Origin of the sequence: Vitreoscilla stercoraria DSM 513 (assembly GCF_000382305.1) — a bacterium.
Classification (GTDB): Bacteria; Pseudomonadota; Gammaproteobacteria; order Burkholderiales; family Neisseriaceae; genus Vitreoscilla; species Vitreoscilla stercoraria.
Genome location: NZ_KB908021.1, coordinates 1 through 23,343 on the forward strand (window position 1 = coordinate 1; position 23,343 = coordinate 23,343).

Genomic DNA, 23,343 nt, shown 5'->3' on the forward strand with positions numbered 1-23,343 from the left:
AATTGCGAGAGGCTTTGAAAGAAATTTGGATGGCCGAAACCAAAGAAAGTGCAGAACAAGCCTTCAAACAAACAGTGGCTCGCTTTGGTGACAAATACCCCAAAGCCATTAACAAACTGGTGAAGGATGAAGAAGAGTTATTGGCATTCTATGACTTTCCAGATGTACATTGGACGCACATCCGCACCACCAACCCAATTGAATCCACGTTTGCCACCGTACGATTGCGCAGCAAACGAGCCAAAAACTGTGGCTCCAGAGAAACCACTTTGGCGATGGTGTACAAATTATTGGAAACTGCCCAAAAACGCTGGCGCCGGATTCAAGGATTCAACTTGTTGACCTTGGTGGTCAACAACGTCATCTTCAAAGATGGCAAGCAGGAAGACGAACAATCAACAGAGAAAGCGGCCTGAATGCCATACACCAGATTTGACAATAACTCGAATTCTTTTGAAGGTACCATAAAACATGAAGAACAATAAAATCACGCCAATATAACCATTGATAACGTAAATGACATTCACCAAAGTATTAAACGGCACTTTCAAACTCACAAATATCGCAATCAAAGTTAATATCAACGTCAAAATTTGAAACATTTTGGGTTTGCCACTGGTAAAACGAGAAGCCGATTGCCACAACAAAGGCACCGCAGTGGTGTATACACCTGCCAATACCACTATCGCAAACACGGAGCCAAAAAATGGATGGATGTCACTGGCGAGCATCAAAGAAGGAATCATTGAGTGACCCACCAATTCAATATTGGCCATCAAACCTAACGTGATCAAAATCAAAGCCAAGCTGAAACTGCTGGCACCCAAGGCGGCACCAATAGAGACTTCTCGTAAATTGGATGCTGAATTGCCCATCACGCTCATGAAACCTGCCAACCACAACATACAAAAGCCCACATACGATGCTGCTGAAAAAAACCAATTGGTCGATGCCGTCATTAAATTCATGGTCGGTAAAATTTCATCAATTCTCATCAAGCCTTCAGGATTGCGCAGTGTGCCCCAAATACCCAAGGTGATGGTCAAAATGACAATCAATGGTCCAATTTTGCCCAAGATTTTGAGCATATTGTCCAAACCCACGACTACCGTGAAAATGGCCATCACCGCCATCACACAAGAACCTATCCAAGGCTCAATGCCATATTGCTGTTGCACCGTCGCACCAGCGCCACCGAGCATCACAATGAATGACATATAAATTACTAAAACAGCAAAGTAATCGTAAAAACGTCCAATAGTTGGACCACGTATATGAGTATAGATGGCGCCAGTATTGGGCACTTTTTTCTCATGTCCAATTTTAACAAACTCATATCCGACATATAAGAACAAGACAAAAACCATGACAGTGCCCAACACACCTTGCCATGAGTAAGCACTAAAATATTGGACAATCTCTTGACCGGTGGCAAAGCCTGAACCGATGAGAAAAGCGATGTAAGCACCTGCATAAGTCAAAACTCTTTTAGTACTGATTGAATGGCTCATAGCTGACTTTCTTAGAGTAAAGGTGGGAAAAACATTGTGACTTTTTTTTAATCTAAGCGAGCACTAGGGGATGGATTTGATAATTTTCGACGCATTTTATTCTAAAAACGTCTTGGTCTTTGTTAACATTTAATTGGTTTTCTTGCTAAAATTTTAATCTATTCTGTAAGAGGGAACTTTTATATATTTTTCATATTATTAAGATTAAATATACTCAAAACAAAAGAAATAGATTAAAAATTTCAATAAAGTGATAAAAAATTTATATTTATTGCAGAATATTGGATTAAGTGTATGGCGTAAGATGCGAGCTGTGTGGTATGGCGGCAATCACTTAAATAGTGATTATTTAGATAGAAGCGTCCTGTAAGATGGGATAGATACACCATATATTTTGAAAGATTTCAAACATCATCTCCTAATCCTGTAAGCATAAAAAAAGACCACCGAAGTGGTCAATGCCAGAAGAGAAGGAGTGGCAAAAATCAATCTTTGAGATTTTTGGTCATTTTTTCCATGCTGCTTTGAATCAGATTAACCAGATGAATGTCCATGTTTTGTAGCATTTTGTGTTCGACTTCCAAAGCCAATTGGTGACATTGCGCTAAAGTGCGTTGACCTTGTTCGGTTAGCGTCATCAGAATGATGCGCCCATGCGATGGGTCTGCATGGCGTTCAATCAAACCGGCCTGTAATAAATCTTGTAAAATTTTATTGGCTGATTGAGGCTTGATAAAAGAGCGCTCTGCCAATTGGGCATTGGACAAGCTGCCTTTTGCTGCTAGTACCGACAAAGCGGTGTATTGCGGCAAGGTGATGTCCATGGCTTTGAGCTGCTGGGTCAATAATTTGCTGACCAAGCGATCCAATCTGGCCACGGTATATGCCAACAAAGGTTTGGATACAGGACGGGTATCAATCATATTTCAATCATTTCTTAAAACGAGGTCAAATCGGAAGATTTGACCTCTTTGGACGAGGTATTACGCTTCTACTGGGCGAGGTTTGCTCACCAAGAATAAAGCCGATACGGCTGCCAAGACAATCAATGGGATGGTATAACCGATGACCATGGCTGAGCTTGAACCAAATTGCAATAACATACCCGCGACCAATGGACCTGCAAAGGAGCCAATGCGACCAATGGCAACGGCTGAACCCACGCCTGTACCACGCATAGACGTTGGGTAGAACATGGCTGCCAAACCGTACAAAGCCGATTGACCACCGACAATGAACATGCCGCAACCGATGGCAGACACAATCAACAAGGCCAAGCTTGGAGAAATCGCCAAGCAGCACAAAGAAACCAAAATACCCACGTAAATCAATTTCACCACATTGCTCATGCGCAAACGGTCTAGCAACATACCCAACATGATAGAACCAATGATGCCACCGAAGTTATAACCAATTTGCACGTAATTGGCTTCGATTTTGCTCAAACCTTGTTCGCCCATTAACAATGGCAACCAATTCAATAAGAAATACAACACGACCAAGGTACAGAAGAAGCTGACCCACAATTGTAAAGTGGCAAAACGACGTTCTTTGGCAAACAATACTTCCAAAAAAGGTGTTTTGTTGGTTTGTTGGGTTTTGATGGTGTGTGATTCAGGCAAGAATTTCAATAGCAAAGGAATCATCAATACGGGTGCAAAACCACCAATATAGAAAATATGGCGCCATTGTTCATCTGCTGTCAACGTCATCGCCACTATTGATGTCAAAATACCACCGAATGGAATACCACAATACATAATACTCACAGCAGTGGCTCGGCGTTGTTCGGAAACCGCTTCTGAGGCGATGGTAATCATCATCGGCAATGCGCCGCCCATGCCCAAACCAGTTAAAAAGCGAATCAACAATAACAAACTAAAATTGCTGGCATAAGCTGTCATCACCGACATGATGCCGAAAACCAACACGCTGATAATCAAAACGGTTTTGCGACCGATGCTGTCGGCCAAACGACCGCCAATCAAAGCCCCTGGCAAAGTACCTAATGTGGCAGCACTGAATGCCCAAGCCATTTGGGCGGCATCTAAGCCAAATTCAGCGCGCATACGTGGTGCGGCAACGCCCATGGATTGTAAGTCGAAACCTTCAAAAACGGCAATGGCAAAGCACAAGGCCAATATCAAGCCTGCACCTCCCATTTGGGTGGATGGTTGCTTCATTCTCTATTCCTTTTGTATGGATTTGTTGTTCCCATGAATGGGATTATTGGTTTTTACTGCATATTTATAATATCAGTTAAGCTTACTAAAAAATCAAATGCTTTTTTATTTTTTTAGTAAGTTTTTTACTTTTTTGGTAAATTTTTTTCAGATATTCAAATTAATTTCCAAAAAAAGATTTTAAAAAAAATTAAAAAAAGACTTGAATATAAGTTTAACTGATATTAAATTGACGACATGGCAGCAAAACAACAAACGACAAACAAAACATTGGAGAAGCAAAATGAGTTATGAAAACCGTTGGACAACTGTAGATGTACAAGTGGATGCAGGCATTGCTTGGGTGACTTTAAACCGTCCTGAAAAGAAAAATGCGATGAGCCCAACTTTGAATCGTGAAATGATTGATGTGTTGGAAACTTTGGAGTTGGACGAAGCGGCACAAGTATTGGTATTGACTGGTGCGGGCGATTCTTGGACGGCAGGCATGGATTTGAAAGAGTATTTCCGTGAAGTCGATGACAAACCTGAAATTTACAACGAACGCATTCGCCGCGATTCTTGCCGTTGGCAGTGGCAGTTGTTGCGCATGTATTCTAAGCCGACCATTGCGATGGTGAACGGTTGGTGTTTCGGTGGTGGTTTCTCGCCATTGGTGGCGTGTGATTTGGCCATTGCTGCCGATGAAGCAACGTTTGGCTTGTCAGAAATCAATTGGGGCATTCCTCCGGGCAATTTGGTGAGCAAAGCCATGGCGGATACAGTTGGTCACCGTGCTTCTTTGTATTACATCATGACAGGCAAACCTTTCGGTGGCCAAGAAGCCGAAAAAATGGGCTTGGTGAACAAAAGTGTGCCTTTGGCGCAATTGCGGGCTGAAGTGACCGAATTGGCGAACACTTTATTAGAGAAAAATCCTGTGGTGTTGCGTACCGCGAAAAATGGTTTTAAACGCTGCCGTGAGTTGACTTGGGATCAAAACGAAGATTATTTGTACGCCAAACTTGACCAATGTATTCATCGTGATACGGAAAACGGTCGTCAAGAAGGTTTGAAACAATTTTTGGATGACAAGACCATTAAACCAGGTTTGCAATCTTACAAGCGTCCTGTAAGCGTGACCGAATAAGCACAGGAGAATGGCATGTCTGAAAACAATGTGATTCATTCTGTACAATTGTTGATTGATGGGCAATTGCGTGATGCCAGCGATGGCAAAACCTTTGAACGCATCAGTCCGATTGATGGTAGCGTGGCTTCGGTGGCGGCGGCGGCGACTTTGGATGATGTCGATGCAGCGATTGAATCGGCTCACCAAGCTTTTTTAATTTGGTCGAAATTGTCGCCAACCGAACGCCGTTTGCGTTTATTGAAAGCAGCAGATTTGATGGATGCCAAAACAGCTGAATTCATTCAGTTGGGCATCCAAGAGGCGGGTTCCACTGCCACTTGGTATGGTTTCAATGTGCATTTGGCAGCGAACATGTTGCGAGAAGCTGCGGCCATGACCACGCAAATGGATGGCAGTATCATTCCATCGGATGTACCTGGCAATTTGGCTTTGGGTGTGCGTGTGCCGTGTGGTGTGATTGTGGGCATAGCACCTTGGAATGCGCCTGTGATTTTGGCAACCCGTGCTTTGGCGATGCCGTTGGCTTGTGGTAATACTGTGGTATTGAAAGCTTCTGAAGCGTGTCCTGCTGTGCATCAATTGATTGGTCAGGTTTTGCATGAAGCGGGCGTGGGTGCAGGTGTGGTCAATGTGGTGACCCATGCTGCTGCCGATGCACCGCAAGTGGTCGAACGTCTGATTGCCCATCCATTGGTTAAACGAATCAATTTCACAGGTTCAACCCATGTGGGTAAAATCATCGCCGAACACGCTGCCAAATACTTAAAGCCTGTTTTGCTAGAGCTTGGCGGCAAAGCGCCTGTGGTGGTGTTGGACAAAGCCGATTTGGATGAAGCGGTTAATGGCGTGGTGTTTGGTGCTTTTTTCAATCAAGGCCAAATTTGCATGTCAACCGAACGGGTGTTGGTGGATGAGCGCATTGCCAATGAGTTCATTGAGCGTTTGTTGCTCAAAACCAAAACCATACAAGCGGGTAATCCAACCGACCAGCAATTCCCATTGGGCGTGTTAGAAAGCGTGCGTGCGGCAGAACGTGCTAAAGCCTTGTTGGAGGATGCGCAAGCTCAAGGTGCGGCTTTGCCTTTGGGCATTCAAATCGATGGCACGGTGATGCAGCCGACTGTGGTCGTGGATGTCACGCCACAAATGCGCATTTATGCCGAAGAAACTTTTGCACCGATTTGTACGGTACAGCGTTTTCAAACCGAAGCAGAAGCTGTGGCTTTGGCCAACGACAGTGAGTTTGGTTTGTCGGCAGCGGTATACAGCCAAGATTTGGCGCAAGCTTTGGCTATTGCCAAACAAATTGAGTCGGGCATTTGCCATATCAATGGTGCGACTGTACACGATGAGGCACAAATGCCATTCGGTGGCGTGAAGCAAAGTGGTTATGGCCGTTTTGGTAGCAAAGTATCGGTGGCAGAATTTACGGAGTTGCGTTGGATGACCATCCAAACCAGTCCGCGCCATTACCCGATTTAAGCAGTTTGAAGCGGTGTCAAAATGGCACCGCTTTTCAAAAACAACAACAATAAAAAACCAACCCTCGGTGTGTCATGTACACCGATACAAAGAGAGAATAGAACATGTCTAGCACATCTGAAACTGTCCTCATGTCACAAGAGCGGCCTGTAAAAATTGGTGGTCATGCAATTGACTACCATTATGCTGATGAACAGACCTTATATATTACTCCGCAAGAGGCATTGCAAACCTATCCACAAAAACTCACCGATCGTTTGATGGAAAACGCTGCTGCCCATCCTGAGCGCATCTTTGCGGCTCGCCGTGGCGCAGATGGTGAATGGATCAAGCTCAGTTATGCTGAAACTTTGTCACAAGCTTGGCATATTGCCCAAGCTTTGCACAATCGTCAGGATTTATCGGTTGAGCGCCCGTTGTTGATTTTGTCGGGCAATGATTTGGAACATTTGGTGTTGTCGACCGCAGCGATGTTGGCAGGTGTGCCATTTGCATCGATTTCGCCAGCATATTCGTTGATTTCAAAAGATTTTGCTAAACTCAAACATGTTTTTGCAACCTTAACCCCAGGTTTGGTATATGCCAATGATGGGCAAGCATTTGCATCAGCGATTCAAACTTGTGCCGCCAAAGACATCGAAATTGTGACCAATAGTGGTCAGTGTGGTGAGGCGGCCTGTACGGCTTTTGCCAGCTTGCTTGCAACAGAAATCGGCAATGTACAGGATTTTTATCCCACTTTAGATGAAAACCACATTGCCAAATTTTTGTTCACGTCTGGCTCAACCAAAATGCCCAAAGCGGTGCCAACCACGCATTTGATGTTGTGTGCCAACCAACAAATGCTGTTGCAAACCTTTCCTGAGTTTGGTGAAGAGCCACCTGTTTTGCTCGATTGGTTGTCGTGGCACCACACGTTTGGTGGCAGCCACAATGTTGGTATTGCTTTGTATAACGGCGGTACGATTTACATTGATGATGGCAAGCCTGTGGCAGGCAAGTTTGATGAAACCATACGCAATTTGAAAGACGTTTCGCCAACGGTGTATTTTAACGTGCCTAAAGGTTGGGAAGAATTGACCAATGCTTTAGAACAAGATGCCGAATTGCGAGAAAGTTTTTTTGCCAAAGTCAAAGTGTTGTTTTTTGCAGGTGCGGCTTTGTCGCAAGACATTTGGGATCGTATCGACCAAATTGCCATAGAGCATTGTGGTGAGCGCATTCGCATTATGTGTGGTTTGGGCATGACTGAAACCGCGCCATCGTGTTCGTTTTCCACAGGTCCTCGTGTGATGGCAGGTTTTATTGGTTATCCTGCACCCGGTTGTGAAATCAAATTGGTGCATCAAGGCGACAAATGGGAATTTCGTGTGCGTGGCAAACATGTGATGAAACACTATTGGCGTTTGCCGCAAGAACAACAAGTGGACATTTTTGATGATGAAGGTTTTTTCCGCACTGGCGATGCAGTCCGTTTGGTCGATGCCAATGATCCTAGTCATGGTTTGATGTACGACGGGCGCATGGCAGAAGATTTTAAATTGGATACAGGCACGTTTGTCAATGTCGGCACTTTGCGTAACAAGGCATTGATTTTAGGCAATCATTTGTTGCAAGACGTGTGTATTACTGGTTCTAATTTAAGTTCGGTGGGGTTTTTGGTGTTTCCAAAATTGACCGTGTGTGCAGAAGAAGCGGGTTTGGATGTCAAAACTCACAGCGCCGCAGAAATCTTGGCACACCCGAATGTTAAGGCTTGGTTTGCGCAATTTTTGCGTGACTTCAATGAAGGCGAAACGGGCAGCTCCAAACGGGTGGAAAAATTGTATTTGATGCAAGAGCCTGCACATTTGGATTTGGGTGAAGTCACCGACAAAGGCAATCTCAATCAAAACAGCATTTTGAAACACCGCGCTGATTTGGTGAAAGCATTGTACGACGCAAACACTGTCAATGATTTGATCGTGCGCTTGGCTTGATGGGAAGGAATGAAAATGTCTGAAGCTGTGTTGATTGCTGAAGTAGACAGCGATTTTGAATTGTTTCGGGACAATTACCGCCGTTTTTTAGCGGAATTTGTTGCACCGTTTTACGAAGAGTGGGAGGCTGCTGGCATCATGCCGCGCGAGATTTGGAGCCAATTGGGTGACAATGGCTTTTTGTGCGTGGATGTGCCAGAGGCATACGGAGGCTATGGTGCCCCAGTGCACTATTCTTTGATGATTGTGCAAGAAACAGCGCAAGCGGGGTTTACTTCATTGGCCGTTGCCATTGGTGGACAAACCGAGTTGGTGTCGCCATATATTCAAAATATTGGTACTGAGGCACAAAAACAGTATTGGTTGCCCAAAATGGTGACAGGCGAGGTGGTAACGGCGATAGCGATGACCGAGGCCAACGCAGGTTCGGATTTACAGGCAATACGCACACAAGCACTTTTAGACGGTGATGCTTATGTGGTGGATGGCTCGAAAACCTTTATTTCCAATGGTCATCATGCCGATTTAATTGTGGTGGTAGCCAAAACCAATCCGCAATTGGGTGCCAAAGGCACATCGATTTTGTTGGTCGATGCACATTTAGACGGCGTCACCAAAGGGCGTGGTTTGAAGAAAATTGGCTTGCATGCACAAGACACAGCAGAGTTGTTTTTTGACAAAGTTCGGGTTCCGAAAGACCAATTATTGGGTGAAGAAGGCAAAGGTTTTGCTTATTTGATGCAAGAATTGCCGCGCGAGCGTTTGAGCATTGCAATGATGGCGATGGGCTCGATTTTGGGTGCGATTGAAATCACCCGCCAATATGTGTTGGAGCGCAAAGCGTTTGGTCAGGCTTTGGCGCAATTGCAAAATACCCGTTTTGTATTGGCCAATGCGCAAATCAAAGCACGCGCCGCACAAGCGTTTGTCAATGAATGTGTCGCATTGTATGCACGCAATGCGTTGAGTGTCAGCCATGTTGCGTCGCTCAAATGCTTTATCACTGACACGCAATGCGAGATTGTGGATCAATTGCTGCAATTGTTTGGTGGTTATGGCTATATGCAAGAGTATCCAATTTCGCGTTTTTATGTGGATGCACGGGTGCAAAAAATTTATGGCGGCACCAACGAAATCATGAAAGAAATCGTGGCGCGCGAATTGTTAGGCAAGTAAATACAAGCGTCCTGTAAACAGTTACAGGACGCTTTTTCATGATGAAAGAATACCATGTTAGACACAGCATTATTGCCGCCGATACACCAATTATTGGGCGGACACGATTTGGATTGGGACGAGCAAAATCAACGCCTGTCAGTGAAATACCAAGCTTTGGCAAGTTTTACCAATCCGAAAAACACGATTGAAGGTGGGATGATTTGTGCCATGCTTGACGATGTGATGGGCATATTGGCGCATTTGAGCACCGACAAACCGAGTTCAACAGTCAGTTTGAGCATGGAATTTTTGCGCCCGTGTTTCGTGGGTGAAGTGCAAACGCAAGCGTATTTCATCAAACAAGGCAAATCGGTGCTGAATATGGAAAGCCAAGCGTGGCAAAACGGTAAAATGGTTGCCAAATGCCATGCCAGTTTTTTGGTGTTGCAAGCCGATTGAATGCATATAGAAAATTAAAACCAGCGTCCTGTAAAATGATTTACAGGACGCTTTTGATTGAGCATATTTTGATTTGGCTCAGGTTACATCAAAGACTGAGTATATAAGCATCATTGATGCTTCATTCACATCGCCTGTTGCAGGTTGATGCCAAAAAGCCGTACTTTAGCAAACATGTTTTAAGCTTGTATTTGCAACATGTGCATCACTTCTTGATACAAAGCATCCACCGCTTGCGAGCGCCATGAATCTTGGCTGCGCACCAATGCCACTTCCATTTTCGGCAACTCAGGCAAGCCATGACGGCTGTCCAAAACTTTCAAATGCGGCGGTACGCTGCAACGGGTGACAATCGCCACCGCCAAACCTGCTTCTACCATCGCCAATTGTCCATGCACATTGGCGCTGCTGTATGCCACACGGTAGCTGCGGTTTTGCGCTGCCAAGCTGTTCAAAATAGCGCTGCGAAAACGGTTGCCATATTCATGTAATGCCAATGGCAAAGGTTGCTTGCGCCACACTTCATGTTGTTCTGAGGCAACCCACATCAATTGTTCATGAAACACCAATGTGCCGGGGCTGGGGTCTCCACGCAAAGCAGTGTCGCGCGTGACCAACGCCAAATCGATTTCGCCTTTGTCGATGCGGGGCAATAAGGCGCTTGAGGGTTCGCATACCAAAGAAATTTCAATATCATTGAATTTGTTGGCAAAAGTGCGCAATACGGGTGCCAGATAAGTCGAAACATAATCATCAGGCACACCAAACGACACCTTTCCTGAAAGCGAATGTCCATGCATTGCGACTTGAGCTTGGGCATGCAATTCAATCAATTGGCGAGCATAAGTGAGCAAATCAAAACCAGTCGGTGTCAAAGACAAGTGGCGTGGGCTGCGATTGAGCAAGGTATGACCAATGCTGTCTTCGAGCTTTTTCAATTGCATGCTCACTGCCGACTGTGAGCGTGATACTTGCCGCGCGGCAGCGGTAATCGAGCCTGTATCGACCACGGCGACAAACGTGCGCAGCCAATCTATTTGTAAGTCTTGCATGGTTTTTATCATTCGATAATCGAATGGTGAATGTAACATATATTTGCTTTGCAAAATGCCATCCTCATCGAATCATGAGTGCATGAATACGAAAAATACAACGTCTTTGACGCAGCAACAGGTGAGTATCTCACCACACGCACAAGATGCGCACGGCACTGTTTTGGTGGTGGTGGTGGCGGGCTTGATTTTGGGTACGATGGGGGTGTTTGTCATTGAGTCGAGGCAAGATCCTATGACGACGGTGGCGTTTCGCTGCATGTTTGGTTGTTTGGCCTTATTGTGTTGGGCAACGATGACACACCGCTTGGCTGAATTGAAAATATCAGGTCAAGCCTTATGGGGCGTGGTGGGCGCAGGCTTATTGATGGCGAGCAGCTGGGGACTGCATTTTGCTGCCATTGCCCGCACTTCTATTGGTGTATCAACCGTGGTGTTCCACATTCAACCATTTTTGACCATGGCTTTAGGCGCTTGGCTGCTCAAAGAACAAGTCACATCTCGGCAAGTGGGTTTGACGGTATTGGCATTCATAGGCTTGGATTTGAGTACGGGCTTATTGGATATGGGCGTCCTGAAACAAAATTATTCCCATGATTATTTGGTGGGAATATTATTGAGTTTTATCGGGGCGATGGTCTACGCTTTCATGCCGCTGGTGGCAAAAAAACTGACATCGGTCAGTGCTTTGGCATTGACATGGTGGCAATGTTTGGTGGGGATGTTGTTGACGTTTTGGTGGCCATTGATGAATGGCATACCACCGTTAGAAAGCTTGGCTTGGTTGTTTGGTTTGGGCACGATACACAGTGGTTTGGCTTATGTGTTGATGTTTGCAGGTTTTGCCCGTTTGAGTACAGGCCGCATGGCAGTATTGCAATTCATTTATCCGATGACGGCATTTGTGGTTGACTGGTTGATTTACGATCACAGCTTGTCGCTCTGGCAATGGTTGGGCTTATTGGTGATGGGTGTGGCGATTTGGTCGGTGAAACGAGGGGGATAAACTCATGTGTGGACGGTGTTGAAACGGTATAGGTGTATGTGTGCTGGCTTGGAATTTGAAAAAAAGCATCCGAATCGGATGCTTTTGGTTGGATAATTCGCTATGTATTCACCTAAATGGCTTCATGAGATGGTCTTTGTGAGGTTAAAACGTGCGTTTGAACCACAATACAATGCTATCCCACATGCGACCAAAAAAACCTGCTTCTTCGATATTTTGTAAGGCCACTACAGGACGCTCAGCCAATAAAGTATTGCCTGACATCAGTTTCAAAGTGCCCATTTGTGTGCCTTTGGCAATCGGTGCCACAACCGGTTGGTTGGTTTCCAAAACAGGCGTAACGTCTTCGCTGCCACGAGGCAAGGTGATGTACACAGGTTCTAAAAAGCCCACATCCAATTGGTTTTCCGAACCTTTGAAAACTTCCACTTTAGACAAAGCTTGGTTGGCATCGTATAACTTCGGAGTTTGGTAGTGACTTAAACCCCAGTTTAACAATTTGCTGCTTTCGGTGGCGCGCGCTTCCATAGATTTGGTGCCCACCACAACCGAAATGACGCGACGACCATCGCGTTTGCTCGAAGCAATCAAATTGTAACCTGCTGACTCGGTATGACCTGTTTTTAAGCCATCGACACTTGAATCGCGGTAGAGCAATAAATTGCGATTAGGCTGGGTGATGTTGTTGTAGGTGAACGATTTCAGCGCATACGTTGGATAAAATTCAGGAAAGTCGTTGATTAAGGCTTTAGACAAAATCGCCAAATCGTGAACAGTGGTATACAAATTTTCGTCTGGCAAGCCGGTGCTGTTGGTGAAGTTAGAGTTGAGCATGCCCAATTTTTTCGCCTGAGCATTCATCATCTGCGCAAAACCCTCTTCGCTGCCAGCAATCGCTTCAGCCAAAGTCACGCAAGCATCGTTGCCTGATTGCACAATCATGCCTTTGATTAAATCCTCCACGCTCACAGGTACTTTCGGATCTAAGAACATGCGTGAGCCTTCGCTTTTCCACGCTTTGTCTGAGACGGTCAGTTTTTGTTCTAGAGTCAGGCGTTCTTCTTTTAATGCCGCAAACGTTAAATATGCCGTCATCAATTTGGTTAAAGAAGCAGGTTCAATACGGGCGTCTGGGTTTTTAGACGTCAAAATCTGACCACTTTGCACGTCGTAGAACATATAAGCCGAGGCTTCTAAAGTGGGTGCAGTGGGGGCTGTTGCCGCGATGCTTTGAAATGCAAATAAAGACAAGCCTAAGGCAAGCAAATGTTTTTTCATGGTGTCAAAAAAGCCGTATTTAAATATGTGGAGAACTGAACGAACATCGTTTTATTTTACAGGACGCTTGCAAACCACGTGAGGATGCAAGAGAACTTACAAGGGGCTTTATTATAGCGATAATGGCGCAGTTTTGTGATGCTAGATGATTAAGACATGTAAAGATATCTTACAATCGATACTTGCATCTGTCCGTTTGAAGCGTTATTGTTGAAGTCTTTTTCTGAAAACCATTGATGACACACTGAACAATCATGAGCGCTTCGTACCAGCATTACTTGACCAAAATCCTTACTGCATCGGTTTACGATGTGGCCATTGAAACCCCATTAGACCCAGCTAAAAGCTTGTCACGCCGCTTGGGCAATCACATTTATTTGAAACGCGAAGATTTGCAACCAGTCTTTTCGTTCAAATTGCGTGGTGCTTACAATATGATGGCGCAATTGACACCGACTGAGTTGTCGCGTGGTGTGATTACTGCCAGCGCAGGCAACCATGCGCAAGGCGTGGCTTTGTCAGCGCAGCGTTTGGGTTGTGAGGCAACGATTGTGATGCCCAAAACCACACCAAATATTAAAGTTGATGCGGTCAAAAACCGTGGTGGCAAAGTGGTGTTGGCGGGTGAGTCTTACAATGATGCATATGACCATGCGATGAAATTGGTACAAGAAACGGGTAAAACCTATATTCCACCGTTTGACCATCCTGATGTGATTGCAGGGCAAGGCACTTTGGCAATGGAAATTTGCCGCCAACATCCGAAAAAAATTGATGCGGTGTTTGTTGCTATTGGTGGTGGTGGTTTGGCTGCGGGTGTGGCGGCGTATATTAAAAATGTGCGTCCTGATATCAAAGTCATCGGTGTACAAACGGAAGATTCGTGTGCCATGTACCAATCGATTCAAGCAGGTGAACGCAAAGAATTGAAAGATGTGGGCTTGTTTGCTGATGGTACGGCGGTGAAATTGGTGGGTGAAGAAACGTTTGAGATGTGCCGTGATTTGCTTGATGAAGTCATTTTGGTGGATACCGATGATATTTGTTCAGCCATCAAAGACATTTTTGATGATACTCGCAGTATTGCCGAAACCTCAGGCGCGTTGGCTGTGGCGGGTTTGAAAGCGTATATTGAGCGAGAAAACGCCACCGATCAAAATTTGGTGGCAGTGATCAGTGGTGCGAACATGAATTTCGATCGTTTGCGCCATGTGGCAGAACGCAGCGAATTGGGCGAAAAACGCGAAGCGATTTTGGCCGTAACGATTCCTGAACGCCGTGGCAGCTTTTTAAAATTCATTCAGATTTTGGGTGCACGCAATATCACCGAGTTTAATTACCGTTATGGCGATGAAAACGAGGCACATATTTTTGTCGGTATTCAAACCAATGGCGTTGCTGACAAAGAAACCATTGTACAAGCACTACAAGCAGCCGATTTACCTGTGATTGATTTAACTGATAATGAAATTGCCAAAATCCACATTCGTTATATGGTTGGTGGTCGCACCGATAAAGTGGGCAATGAGCGCGTGTTCAGTTTTGTCTTCCCTGAAAGACCAGGTGCTTTGGGCAATTTCTTGATGGCGATGCAAACAGGTTGGAACATTACTTTGTTCCATTACCGCAATCATGGTGCTGATTATGGACGCATTTTAATTGGCATTGATGTGCCTGCCGAAGAAGACGAACAATTAAACCAATTTCTTGAGAGTTTGGGTTTTGCGTGGCAAGACCAAACTGACAATGAGGCATATCGCTTGTTCTTATAAGTCGGATATTTTTTCTGAATGATGATTCAATGCACCGTTAATATTATAACGGTGCATTTTTTTTTAAAGTGTTTGTTATCACAAGATAAATCTGCCCCTTGTTTGTTTAGAATGCCTACGTTAATGTGTGAGAATCAAGATGACTCAATTGGCATGTATGCCAACTTAAAAACGGTTTTTGAAATATTTATCCCAGATTAATTTGGAGTGGTTTCATTATGACGATGCAACAAGTTTGGCAAACGCAATTGCATGCCTTTGCGCAAGAGCACAATATCAACGAATCCAGTCAAACATTTTTACAGATTTATTATGAAGATGTGGACAGCGAAGATTTGGCTACTTTGGATATGGCCGATTTGGTTTCTGCCGCCCGAAGCCATCAGCAAACGGCTGCGCGTCCAAGGCAGTCTGGAGAGTCTCATGTCGAAGTTTTACAGCAAACGGCACATGCGGATTTTGCTGCCAATGAAACCATCATCAATATTGTGTTTGATGATTTACCATTTTTGATTGACTCTTTGATTTTATTGCTCAACCAACGCCGGACTTATCAAGGTGGTGAGTTGGTGCAATTGAAATTATTGGTGCATCCGATTTTTACCATCAAGCGCAATGAGCAAGGCGAATTGCAAAATTGGTCACGCAGTCGCAGTACCGACAATGGGCGAGAGTCTTGGGTACAAATTCGCTTGAATTTGCTCAGTGATGAAGTGGCGGCACAATTGAAAGCCGATATTGAAGGCGTCCTGAAAACTTTGTACAAAGTGGTGGATGATGAAGGCTTGATGCGCCGCACTTTGTCACAAGTGGTCACGCAAGTGCAACAGCAATGGCACAAAGACAATGATGAAATCTTGGCCTTTTTAAATTGGCTTTCCGCCAATCATTTTTTGTTCATGGGTTTTTGTGAATACGACTTGGTGACGGATGTTGATGGTCAACAACAATTGCAAATTCACCAAGACAGCTGTTTGGGCATGTTCCAATTGCGTGAAGAATATGCGTATTCCACTGGCTTTCAAAATTTAGAAAGCCATGAAAAACAAGCTTGGCTCGATGGTCCTCGTTTGGTTTTAAGCAAATCACAGCAACGCTCCAATATTCACCGTGCGATGCATTATGATTTGATTGGCATTCACAAAATCAATGCCGCAGGCGAAGTGGTAGGACAATGGCGCTTTTTGGGATTGTATACATCGCAAACGTATTTGGGTTCGGTATGGGACATTCCGATTGTGCGTCAAAAATGCCGTTATGTGGTGCAAGAGTGCGATTATGTTAGCGGTGGTTACAAAGACAAAATGTTGCATTTCATTTTGCAAACTTATCCACGCGATGAATTGTTGCAAATCGATGCTGTTCAATTGGCACCGATAGTTGAAGGCATGGTGACTTTACAAGAACGTCCACGTACTCGAGTGTTTACGCGTGTGGATGATTTTAAGCGTTATGTCAGCGCAATGGTGTTTTTACCGCGCGAAGCATTTAATACCACGTTGCGTGAACAAGTTGCTCAGGTTTTACAGGACGCTTTTGCTTCGACAGATTTTGATTTTTCAGTCAATCAAGGCGATGGACCATTGGCACGGGTGCATTTTATGTTCCGTACCGATGCCAAACGTTTGCCTACAGTGGATTCTGCCGCTTTAGAAGCAAAAATGGAGCAATTGGTGCGCGGTTGGCGTGCGCGTTTTCAAAATGTGTTGGCCGATTCTGACGAACAGAAAAAAGCATTTGCTTTGCAGTGTTTGCAAGCGGTCAATCTTGTGTATCAAGATTTGCACACCCCAGAAGAAGCGTGGACAGACATTGAACGTTGGGCACAATTAACACAAGGTGCGGTTGGTATTTATTTGGATCCAAGCGATGATGTCGCTGCGCCATGGCGTTTGCGTTTGTACCATCGCAATCCTTTGCCTAGTTTGTCCAAAGTCTTGCCGATGATTGAAAGCTTGGGTGTGACGGTGTATGAGGAATTGCCATATGAATTCCAATTGGCAGACGGTCAATACATTGGCATCAGTGACATTGGTTTGGATGTGACACCAGAAGATTTGCCACGCTTACAAAACGTGGAAGTGCAAGCGCAGTTTACCGCATTATTGCAACAAGTATTTGACCATCAAGTGGAAATCGATGGTTTCAATGCACTGGTAGTGAAGTCTGGCATCGCGTGGCGTGAAACCGTATTATTGCGTGCTTTGGCCAAATATTTGCGTCAAGCAACTTTGCCGTTTAGTCAAACCTATGTTGAGCAATGTTTGCAGCACAATATTTTGCCTGTGGTGACTTTGTGCCAGTTGTGGAATATGCGTTTACAGCCAAAACATGCCAGCGAAGTGAAATCTGAATTGTTGGTACAACAATTTAAAACGCAATTAGACGATGTCAGCAATGCCGATGAAGATCGAATTTTGCATGCTTTCTTAACCGTGATGTTGGCAGTGGTGAGGACCAATTTTTGGCAAACCGATGCCGATGGGCATGACAAAACTGTATTAAGCTTCAAATTGGAATCGGCAAAAATTGATTTCTTGCCTAAGCCTTGGCCGATGTTTGAAATTTGGGTTTACAGCCCGCGTGTGGAGGGTGTGCATTTGCGTGGCGCGAAAGTGGCACGCGGCGGTTTGCGTTGGTCTGACCGCATGGAAGACTTCCGCACCGAAGTATTGGGTTTGGTCAAAGCGCAAATGGTGAAAAATGCGGTGATTGTGCCCAATGGCTCTAAAGGCGGTTTTGTGTGCAAGCAAGCTGGGCAAATTCGCGACCGACAAGCGTATTTGGAAGAAGGCATTGCCTGTTACCAACGTTTTATTCAAGGTTTGTTGGATTTGACGGATAACCGCTTAGCAGACGGCTCTTTGCAAGCGCCAGACAACACCCATTGTCGTGATGAAGCCGATCCTTATTTGGTGGTGGCGGCAGACAAAGGGACGGCTAAATTTTCAGACATTGCCAACCAAATTGCGATGGACAATGGATTTTGGTTGGACGATGCGTTTGCTTCAGGTGGCTCGGCAGGTTACGACCACAAAGGCATGGGCATTACCGCTCGTGGTGCGTGGGAATCGGTCAAACGCCATTTCCGTCATTTGGGCAAAGACATTCAAACCGAAGATTTTACCGTGGTGGGTATTGGCGATATGGCAGGCGATGTGTTTGGCAATGGCATGTTGTTGTCACGCCATATTCGTTTGTTGGCAGCATTCAATCATCAACACATCTTCTTAGATCCCAATCCCGATGCCACCATCAGTTTTGTCGAGCGCCAACGTTTGTTTGAGGGCGTTTTAGGTTGGGGTGAATATGACAAAAATTTGATTTCTGAAGGTGGTGGCGTGTTTGAGCGCAGTGCCAAAAAAATCACTTTAAGTCCACAGATTAAAGCTTGGTTGCAAGTGGATGCTGAGTCGATGACACCGAATGAATTGATTCATATTTTGCTCAAAGCCAAAGTGGAATTGTTGTACAACGGTGGCATTGGTACTTATGTCAAAGCCAGTACTGAAAGCCATGCCGATGCGATGGACAAAGGCAGCGATGCGTTGCGTGTGAATGGCGGCGAGATTCAAGCCCAAGTCATCGGCGAAGGTGGCAATTTGGGTATGACGCAATTGGGGCGCATTGAATATTGGCAAAGCGGTGGTCGCTGTAATACCGATGCGGTGGACAATTCCGCTGGTGTGGATTGTTCTGACCACGAAGTGAACATCAAAATCTTGCTCGGTGGTGTGGTGCAAGCTGGTGATTTGACTTTGCAAGAGCGCAATGTTTTGCTCAAATCCATGACCGATGAAGTGGCGGCCTTAGTGCTTCGTAACAATTATTTGCAAACGCAAATGTTGGCGATGAACCAATTGGATGCGGTGAAAAATTTGCCTGCTTTGAATGAATTGATGACGTATTTGGAAACCCATGCCAATTTGCATCGTGGTTTGGAGTTTTTGCCTAGCCGCACACAAATGCAGCAACGCATCGCCACCCAACAAGGCTTGGCCAATCCAGAAGTGGCGGTATTGCTCGCTTACAGCAAAATGCATTTACAGGACGCTTTACTGGCTTCTAGCGTGCCTGACGATGCTGCGTTTAACAGCGTGTTGGTGAATTATTTCCCACAAGCTTTACAGGACGCTTATTTGCCGCAAATTGAGCAACATTATTTGCGTCGTGAAATCATTGCCAACCAATTGGCCAATCAAGTGGTTAACCGTTTGGGCGTGAGTTTTGTGCAGCGTTTGACCACCGAAATGAACCGTTCCGTTGCCGATGTGGTGCGTGCGTATTGGATAGTCAGCCAGTTGTACCAAACCGAAGAGCAATTCCAGCAAATTGAATCTTGGGACAATCAAATACCTGCCGATGTGCAAATGCGTTTGATGGCGATGGTGTCGCGTTTGATGAGTCGTGTGGCGCGTGGCTTGTTGCGTGATTATGCTGATTTAGGCGATGTGGCAGCGTGGAAAACACGTTATGGCGAGCCTTTGCAACAATTATTGCAACAATTGCCAGAATTAATCAATGAGGAAGGTCATGACAAAGTGGCGCAAGTGGCTCATGGTTTGCGCCATCACAGTGCATTGGACGAAGCCACTGTTTTGCGCTTGTCACGTTTGCCTTATGCCGAAGACTTGCTCAGTTTGATTGATTTGAGCGTCAAAACCCAACGACCATTGGAAATGGTGGCAGAGCATTATTTCAATGTCTGTGCCACTTTAGACAGCGATTGGTTATACCACACTATTGCCAATTTGCCGCGCGAAAACACTTGGCAAAACCAAGCTTGTTTGGCCGTTCGTGAAGACACGCAAAAATTATTGCTCAAAGTCACGCGCCATATGTTGTTGGTCGAAGATGCGGAAGAAGAGGTCGTTTGGCAGCAAAAATTGCAATGGATGACAGAACAAGTCCATTTAATGCAGCCTTACCCAAATATTGACTTGGCGATGTTGTCAGCATTGCTGCGCAATTTGACCAAGTTGGTACAGCAATAAATCTTTTTTGATTCATTCTGTTAAGCGTCCTGTAAAGTTTACAGGACGCTTTTTTTTATCGGATTAAACCGTACCTAATATTGCAAATGAAATGACAAATTAATGAAATATGCTTATATTGTTTTGGTGTAAAAGCACTTGAAATCTAGCCACAAAAGGAAAGAGTATGAAAGTTTATCAAATTGGGTCATTGGCAGCGATGGCATTGGCATTGTCTGCGTGTACGACTTTGGACACTGCACATCCAGACAAAATGTACCGCCAAGCCATCATGCACAACATGCAAAAAGACAATCAATACAACTTCAATGGCGAGGCAACATTGTCTTGGCAACACAATGAAGCGGCATCTGCTGCATCTGCGCCAGTGGCTGCCAGCGACAATACGCAAGCTGAAGCGTTGTTTGGCGAAATGGCAGCAGATGGCGTCAAAATAGTGTTAGATGAGCATGATGTGACTGACAATGACGGCATCAACAGCGATGAGTGGTTGTCTGAACTGTCGCAACTGATGGTGGAAAGTGCAGAAAAATACCCTGTGATATCGTCTTTGATGCAACATTCGGCTGTGAAAGTTGATGGTGCGATGGATTTGCCCAATGGCGTGGTCGAAATCATTCCTGCTTTGAAATTGGGCACGGCCAATTATGGTGCTTGGGCACAATTGCCTATCTATATTGATGGTAAAAATGAACGGGTGTTGATGGATGTACAAGGTTATGCAGGCTTATTGCAAACCTCTATTTTGGGCGACAGCGGCTCTGCGACAAGCTCTCAATTGGTACGACGCTTAGAGGAAGGCGCGTTGTTGGAATTGCATGCAGGCAAAGAACATCAACGTTATCCTCTTAAAACCGTTGTACGTGCTTTGCCTAAAGGTTTAGAGCAGTCTTTGCAAGCGATGGATGCAAAACTGTTTACTTTGGAACCTATGGATGCGTATGGTCGCAGTTTGAATGCGGCGCATCGAGTGCAGGTTGATTACGGCGTTCAAGATTCTATGAAATGGTCGGCGGCATTTTTGAAAGGTTATCAAGAAGAATTCTTGCATTTGCAAAAGACTGCACCCGAAGCAGGTGTCAGTGAAGAGGCTTATGAAGAGGTGCAAGGATTGTTGTTGCTGGGCGCAATGGTTTGGGGTGCTACCGATACGACATCTGAAACTTGTCAAGAATCAGAAGAAATGCAACAAGCTTGTGAACAAGCGCAACAGCAATTACAACAACAATTGGCTGGCTTGCCTCGCTTGCAGCACAATTTGTATTTGAATCGCAGCGGTCGCATTTTGGGCATGCAAGATGTGATGGTCTTGAAATCTGATACAGCGAAGAAAAACTTGGTCTATACTTCTCAAATCAAATTGAGCAATTTCGGTCGTCCGCAAATGCAAATGCTCATTAAAAATCGTCCTACTGTGTCGGTTTGGGATTTTATGGAAGCTGAGGCTGAGGCCAAAGAGCTTGAATAAGCGTATAAAAAAACCACTGCTTAGCAGTGGTTTTTTTATGGATGATGGCATGTTTAATTGCTCAATACATCTACGCCTTTTGGTGGCGTGAATTTGAAATCTGTCGCTGAAACATTGGGATTGTTGTTTAAGCTGGCAAAGGTGATGTTGGTGTTGTTGCCAAAGCTGTCACGCAATTGCATGCCGTTTAATTGGTTGTTTTTGAAACCTAAGCGAATATATTGGTAGCCTGCGTTAGACGATTTGGGTGTGGCTTTGACCCAATTCACGCCGTTTTGGCTGCCATCTTCTTTCAATGTGTAGCTGCTACCCAACGCATTGCGATCGGATAAAATCGCCGCAGGGCTGTCACCCAAAGCTTCAGCTTGGGATTTTTTGGTCACTTGTTTGAGTTCAGGATCGTACAACCATACGGTTTTGCTGTCGCCAACAATCACTTGTTGGTAAGGTTTGGTATAGTTCCAACGGAAATAGCCCGGACGCAAGATTTTGAATGTGCCGCTGGAAGTTTGGGTTTTCTTTTTAGAAGTCACGGTTTGTGTGAACGAGCCTGACAAACCGTTGCTGTCTTGGTTGAATTTTTGCAAAGCTTCGATACCGCTGGCGTGGGCGCTGAGGCTTAAGCCAAATACAGTGGTCAAGGCAACGAGTTTCAAGGCGTTGAATTTCATACAAGCTCTTTTCTAAATAAATGGGAATACATAAGGCAAACTATAAGCCAATTGGTTGCGCTTGTCTGTATCTGTTGGCGAGAGCCTATGCTATGTGAATTTTGGTAAAGAGGATAAAACCCATTTGAAAAATAAGGCTTTGCAAGAAAAACATTTGCTAAGCCTTATTTTGTGTTTTGCCTAAAAACTTGCATAAATTTGCAGCTTTCAGACGATGAAATGCTTATTGGTGCAGGTTTTCAGGAATCACACACACAGGAATAGGGTTGATTTTGTGTTGCATGGCACGGTGCAAGCGGTCATAAATCTGGAAAACCTCTTGTTGGCGGCCTGTAAAATCGGCAGCGTTGTGATCGGCGTGCACGCTCATGGCCCATTCGAGTTCTGGGTAAGTTGCGCCCATTTGCGATTCATCGGTGCGTTCTTCATCCCACAAACCATCAGTCGGTACGGCAGTTTGAATGGAATCATCCACGCCTAAGGCTTTGGCCAATTGGTAAACTTGGGTTTTGGTTAAGTCTGCAATAGGGCTCAAATCCACACCACCATCACCGTATTTGGTGAAAAAACCCACGCCAAAATCTTCAATTTTATTGCCTGTTCCTGTCACGAGCAGACCATGCAATTGACCGTAATAATACAAAGTCACCATGCGCAAGCGTGAACGGGCATTGGCCAATGCCAAATCAAGATTGGCAAATTCAGTGGCATCCACAGGATTGTCGTTGACAAATTGATTGAATGTTGGGGTTAAGTCCACACGCAAATTGCTGACGTTGTCAAAACGTTCAGCCAATTGTTGCATGTGGGTTTGGGCGCGATTCACTTGGTCAGGGTGTTGGCGAATGGGCAATTCAATTAACATGGTGTTCAAACCGGTTTTGGCGGCCAAAATGGATACCACGGCAGAATCAATACCGCCTGAAATGCCAATCACAAAACCTTTAGCATGGGCTTTGGTAGCATAGTCCTTTAACCAATGAACAATGTGCTCAATCACGGCTTGCGTTTGCATGCGAACTCCGAATGATAGGGTGAATAAAACAGCGTTTCATAATACAAGCCTTATAGCGTCCTGAAAAGGCGCAAATATAGTATGGACATATATTTCATCCTATTAAGAACCAAATTTACCAATAGATTTTATGACTCTTTTTGAGATTAATTTTGATGCTAATGAATGGTTTTCAATGTGAGT

17 protein-coding genes are annotated in these 23,343 nt (G+C 44.9%); 10 read left to right on the forward strand and 7 right to left on the reverse strand.

Features of this window, described 5'->3' with window-relative positions; translation table 11 throughout:
- Positions 1–416 (forward strand): IS256 family transposase (locus H150_RS13650; RefSeq protein WP_019957699.1); only part of this gene is annotated, 416 nt, incomplete at its 5' end.
- Here H150_RS13650 and H150_RS0103675 read toward each other — a convergent pair.
- From H150_RS0103675 to mhpT, 3 genes are all read right to left on the reverse strand, one after another.
- Complete coding sequence (locus H150_RS0103675; protein ID WP_019957700.1) at positions 396–1,511, reverse strand: YkvI family membrane protein; 1,116 nt, start codon at positions 1,509–1,511, stop codon at positions 396–398. The genes H150_RS13650 and H150_RS0103675 overlap by 21 nt on opposite strands.
- Before the next feature lie 485 nt (positions 1,512–1,996).
- The gene (locus H150_RS0103680; protein WP_019957701.1) at positions 1,997–2,434 is read right to left on the reverse strand and encodes a MarR family winged helix-turn-helix transcriptional regulator; all 438 of its coding nucleotides are present in this window, start codon (positions 2,432–2,434) and stop codon (positions 1,997–1,999) included.
- A 60-nt stretch (positions 2,435–2,494) separates the two neighbouring features.
- Entirely contained in the window at positions 2,495–3,694 is a 1,200-nt protein-coding gene (gene mhpT, locus H150_RS0103685) for a 3-(3-hydroxy-phenyl)propionate transporter MhpT (protein ID WP_019957702.1), read from the reverse strand.
- Between the two features lie 283 nt (positions 3,695–3,977).
- Here mhpT and H150_RS0103690 point away from each other — a divergent pair, with 283 nt between their 5' ends.
- The 5 genes from H150_RS0103690 (at position 3,978) to H150_RS0103710 (ending at position 9,904) form a co-directional block, all read left to right on the forward strand.
- Positions 3,978–4,823, forward strand: a complete 846-nt coding sequence (locus H150_RS0103690) for a p-hydroxycinnamoyl CoA hydratase/lyase (protein ID WP_019957703.1) — start codon at positions 3,978–3,980, stop codon at positions 4,821–4,823.
- A 15-nt stretch (positions 4,824–4,838) separates the two neighbouring features.
- The gene (locus H150_RS0103695) at positions 4,839–6,308 is read left to right on the forward strand and encodes an aldehyde dehydrogenase (RefSeq protein WP_019957704.1); all 1,470 of its coding nucleotides are present in this window, start codon (positions 4,839–4,841) and stop codon (positions 6,306–6,308) included.
- Between the two features lie 104 nt (positions 6,309–6,412).
- Positions 6,413–8,287: a feruloyl-CoA synthase gene (locus H150_RS0103700; RefSeq protein WP_019957705.1), complete on the forward strand. Its 1,875-nt coding sequence runs from the start codon at positions 6,413–6,415 to the stop codon at positions 8,285–8,287.
- 15 nt (positions 8,288–8,302) lie between these two features.
- The gene (locus tag H150_RS0103705) at positions 8,303–9,463 is read left to right on the forward strand and encodes an acyl-CoA dehydrogenase family protein (RefSeq protein ID WP_019957706.1); all 1,161 of its coding nucleotides are present in this window, start codon (positions 8,303–8,305) and stop codon (positions 9,461–9,463) included.
- Positions 9,464–9,517: 54 nt separating this feature from the next.
- A complete protein-coding gene (locus tag H150_RS0103710; protein WP_019957707.1) occupies positions 9,518–9,904 on the forward strand; it encodes a PaaI family thioesterase in 387 nt (128 codons plus the stop codon).
- Positions 9,905–10,083: 179 nt separating this feature from the next.
- On the opposite strand, the gene H150_RS0103715 is transcribed toward H150_RS0103710, so the two are convergent.
- Complete coding sequence (locus H150_RS0103715; protein WP_019957708.1) at positions 10,084–10,956, reverse strand: LysR family transcriptional regulator; 873 nt, start codon at positions 10,954–10,956, stop codon at positions 10,084–10,086.
- Between the two features lie 82 nt (positions 10,957–11,038).
- On the opposite strand from H150_RS0103715, the gene H150_RS0103720 reads away from it, so the two are divergent.
- On the forward strand, positions 11,039–11,962 hold the full coding sequence (locus H150_RS0103720; protein ID WP_019957709.1) for a DMT family transporter: 924 nt from the start codon (positions 11,039–11,041) through the stop codon (positions 11,960–11,962).
- Between the two features lie 144 nt (positions 11,963–12,106).
- Here H150_RS0103720 and H150_RS0103725 read toward each other — a convergent pair whose 3' ends face one another.
- The gene (locus H150_RS0103725; RefSeq protein WP_019957710.1) at positions 12,107–13,240 is read right to left on the reverse strand and encodes a D-alanyl-D-alanine carboxypeptidase family protein; all 1,134 of its coding nucleotides are present in this window, start codon (positions 13,238–13,240) and stop codon (positions 12,107–12,109) included.
- A gap of 254 nt (positions 13,241–13,494) precedes the next feature.
- Between H150_RS0103725 and ilvA the strand changes: the two genes are divergently transcribed.
- The 3 genes from ilvA to H150_RS0103740 all read left to right on the forward strand — a co-directional run bounded on the left by ilvA (position 13,495) and on the right by H150_RS0103740 (position 21,474).
- Positions 13,495–15,012, forward strand: coding sequence for a threonine ammonia-lyase, biosynthetic (gene ilvA / locus H150_RS0103730; RefSeq protein WP_019957711.1), 1,518 nt, complete (start codon positions 13,495–13,497; stop codon positions 15,010–15,012).
- Positions 15,013–15,230: 218 nt separating this feature from the next.
- Entirely contained in the window at positions 15,231–20,006 is a 4,776-nt protein-coding gene (locus tag H150_RS0103735; protein WP_019957712.1) for an NAD-glutamate dehydrogenase, read from the forward strand.
- Positions 20,007–20,172: 166 nt separating this feature from the next.
- On the forward strand, positions 20,173–21,474 hold the full coding sequence (locus tag H150_RS0103740) for a hypothetical protein (RefSeq protein WP_019957713.1): 1,302 nt from the start codon (positions 20,173–20,175) through the stop codon (positions 21,472–21,474).
- Positions 21,475–21,527: 53 nt separating this feature from the next.
- Here the strand turns inward: H150_RS0103740 and lolA are convergent, their stop codons facing one another.
- Positions 21,528–22,145: an outer membrane lipoprotein periplasmic chaperone LolA gene (gene lolA / locus H150_RS0103745; RefSeq protein WP_019957714.1), complete on the reverse strand. Its 618-nt coding sequence runs from the start codon at positions 22,143–22,145 to the stop codon at positions 21,528–21,530.
- A 223-nt stretch (positions 22,146–22,368) separates the two neighbouring features.
- Complete coding sequence (gene nadE / locus H150_RS0103750) at positions 22,369–23,160, reverse strand: NAD(+) synthase (RefSeq protein WP_019957715.1); 792 nt, start codon at positions 23,158–23,160, stop codon at positions 22,369–22,371.
- Positions 23,161–23,343: the final 183 nt, after the last annotated feature.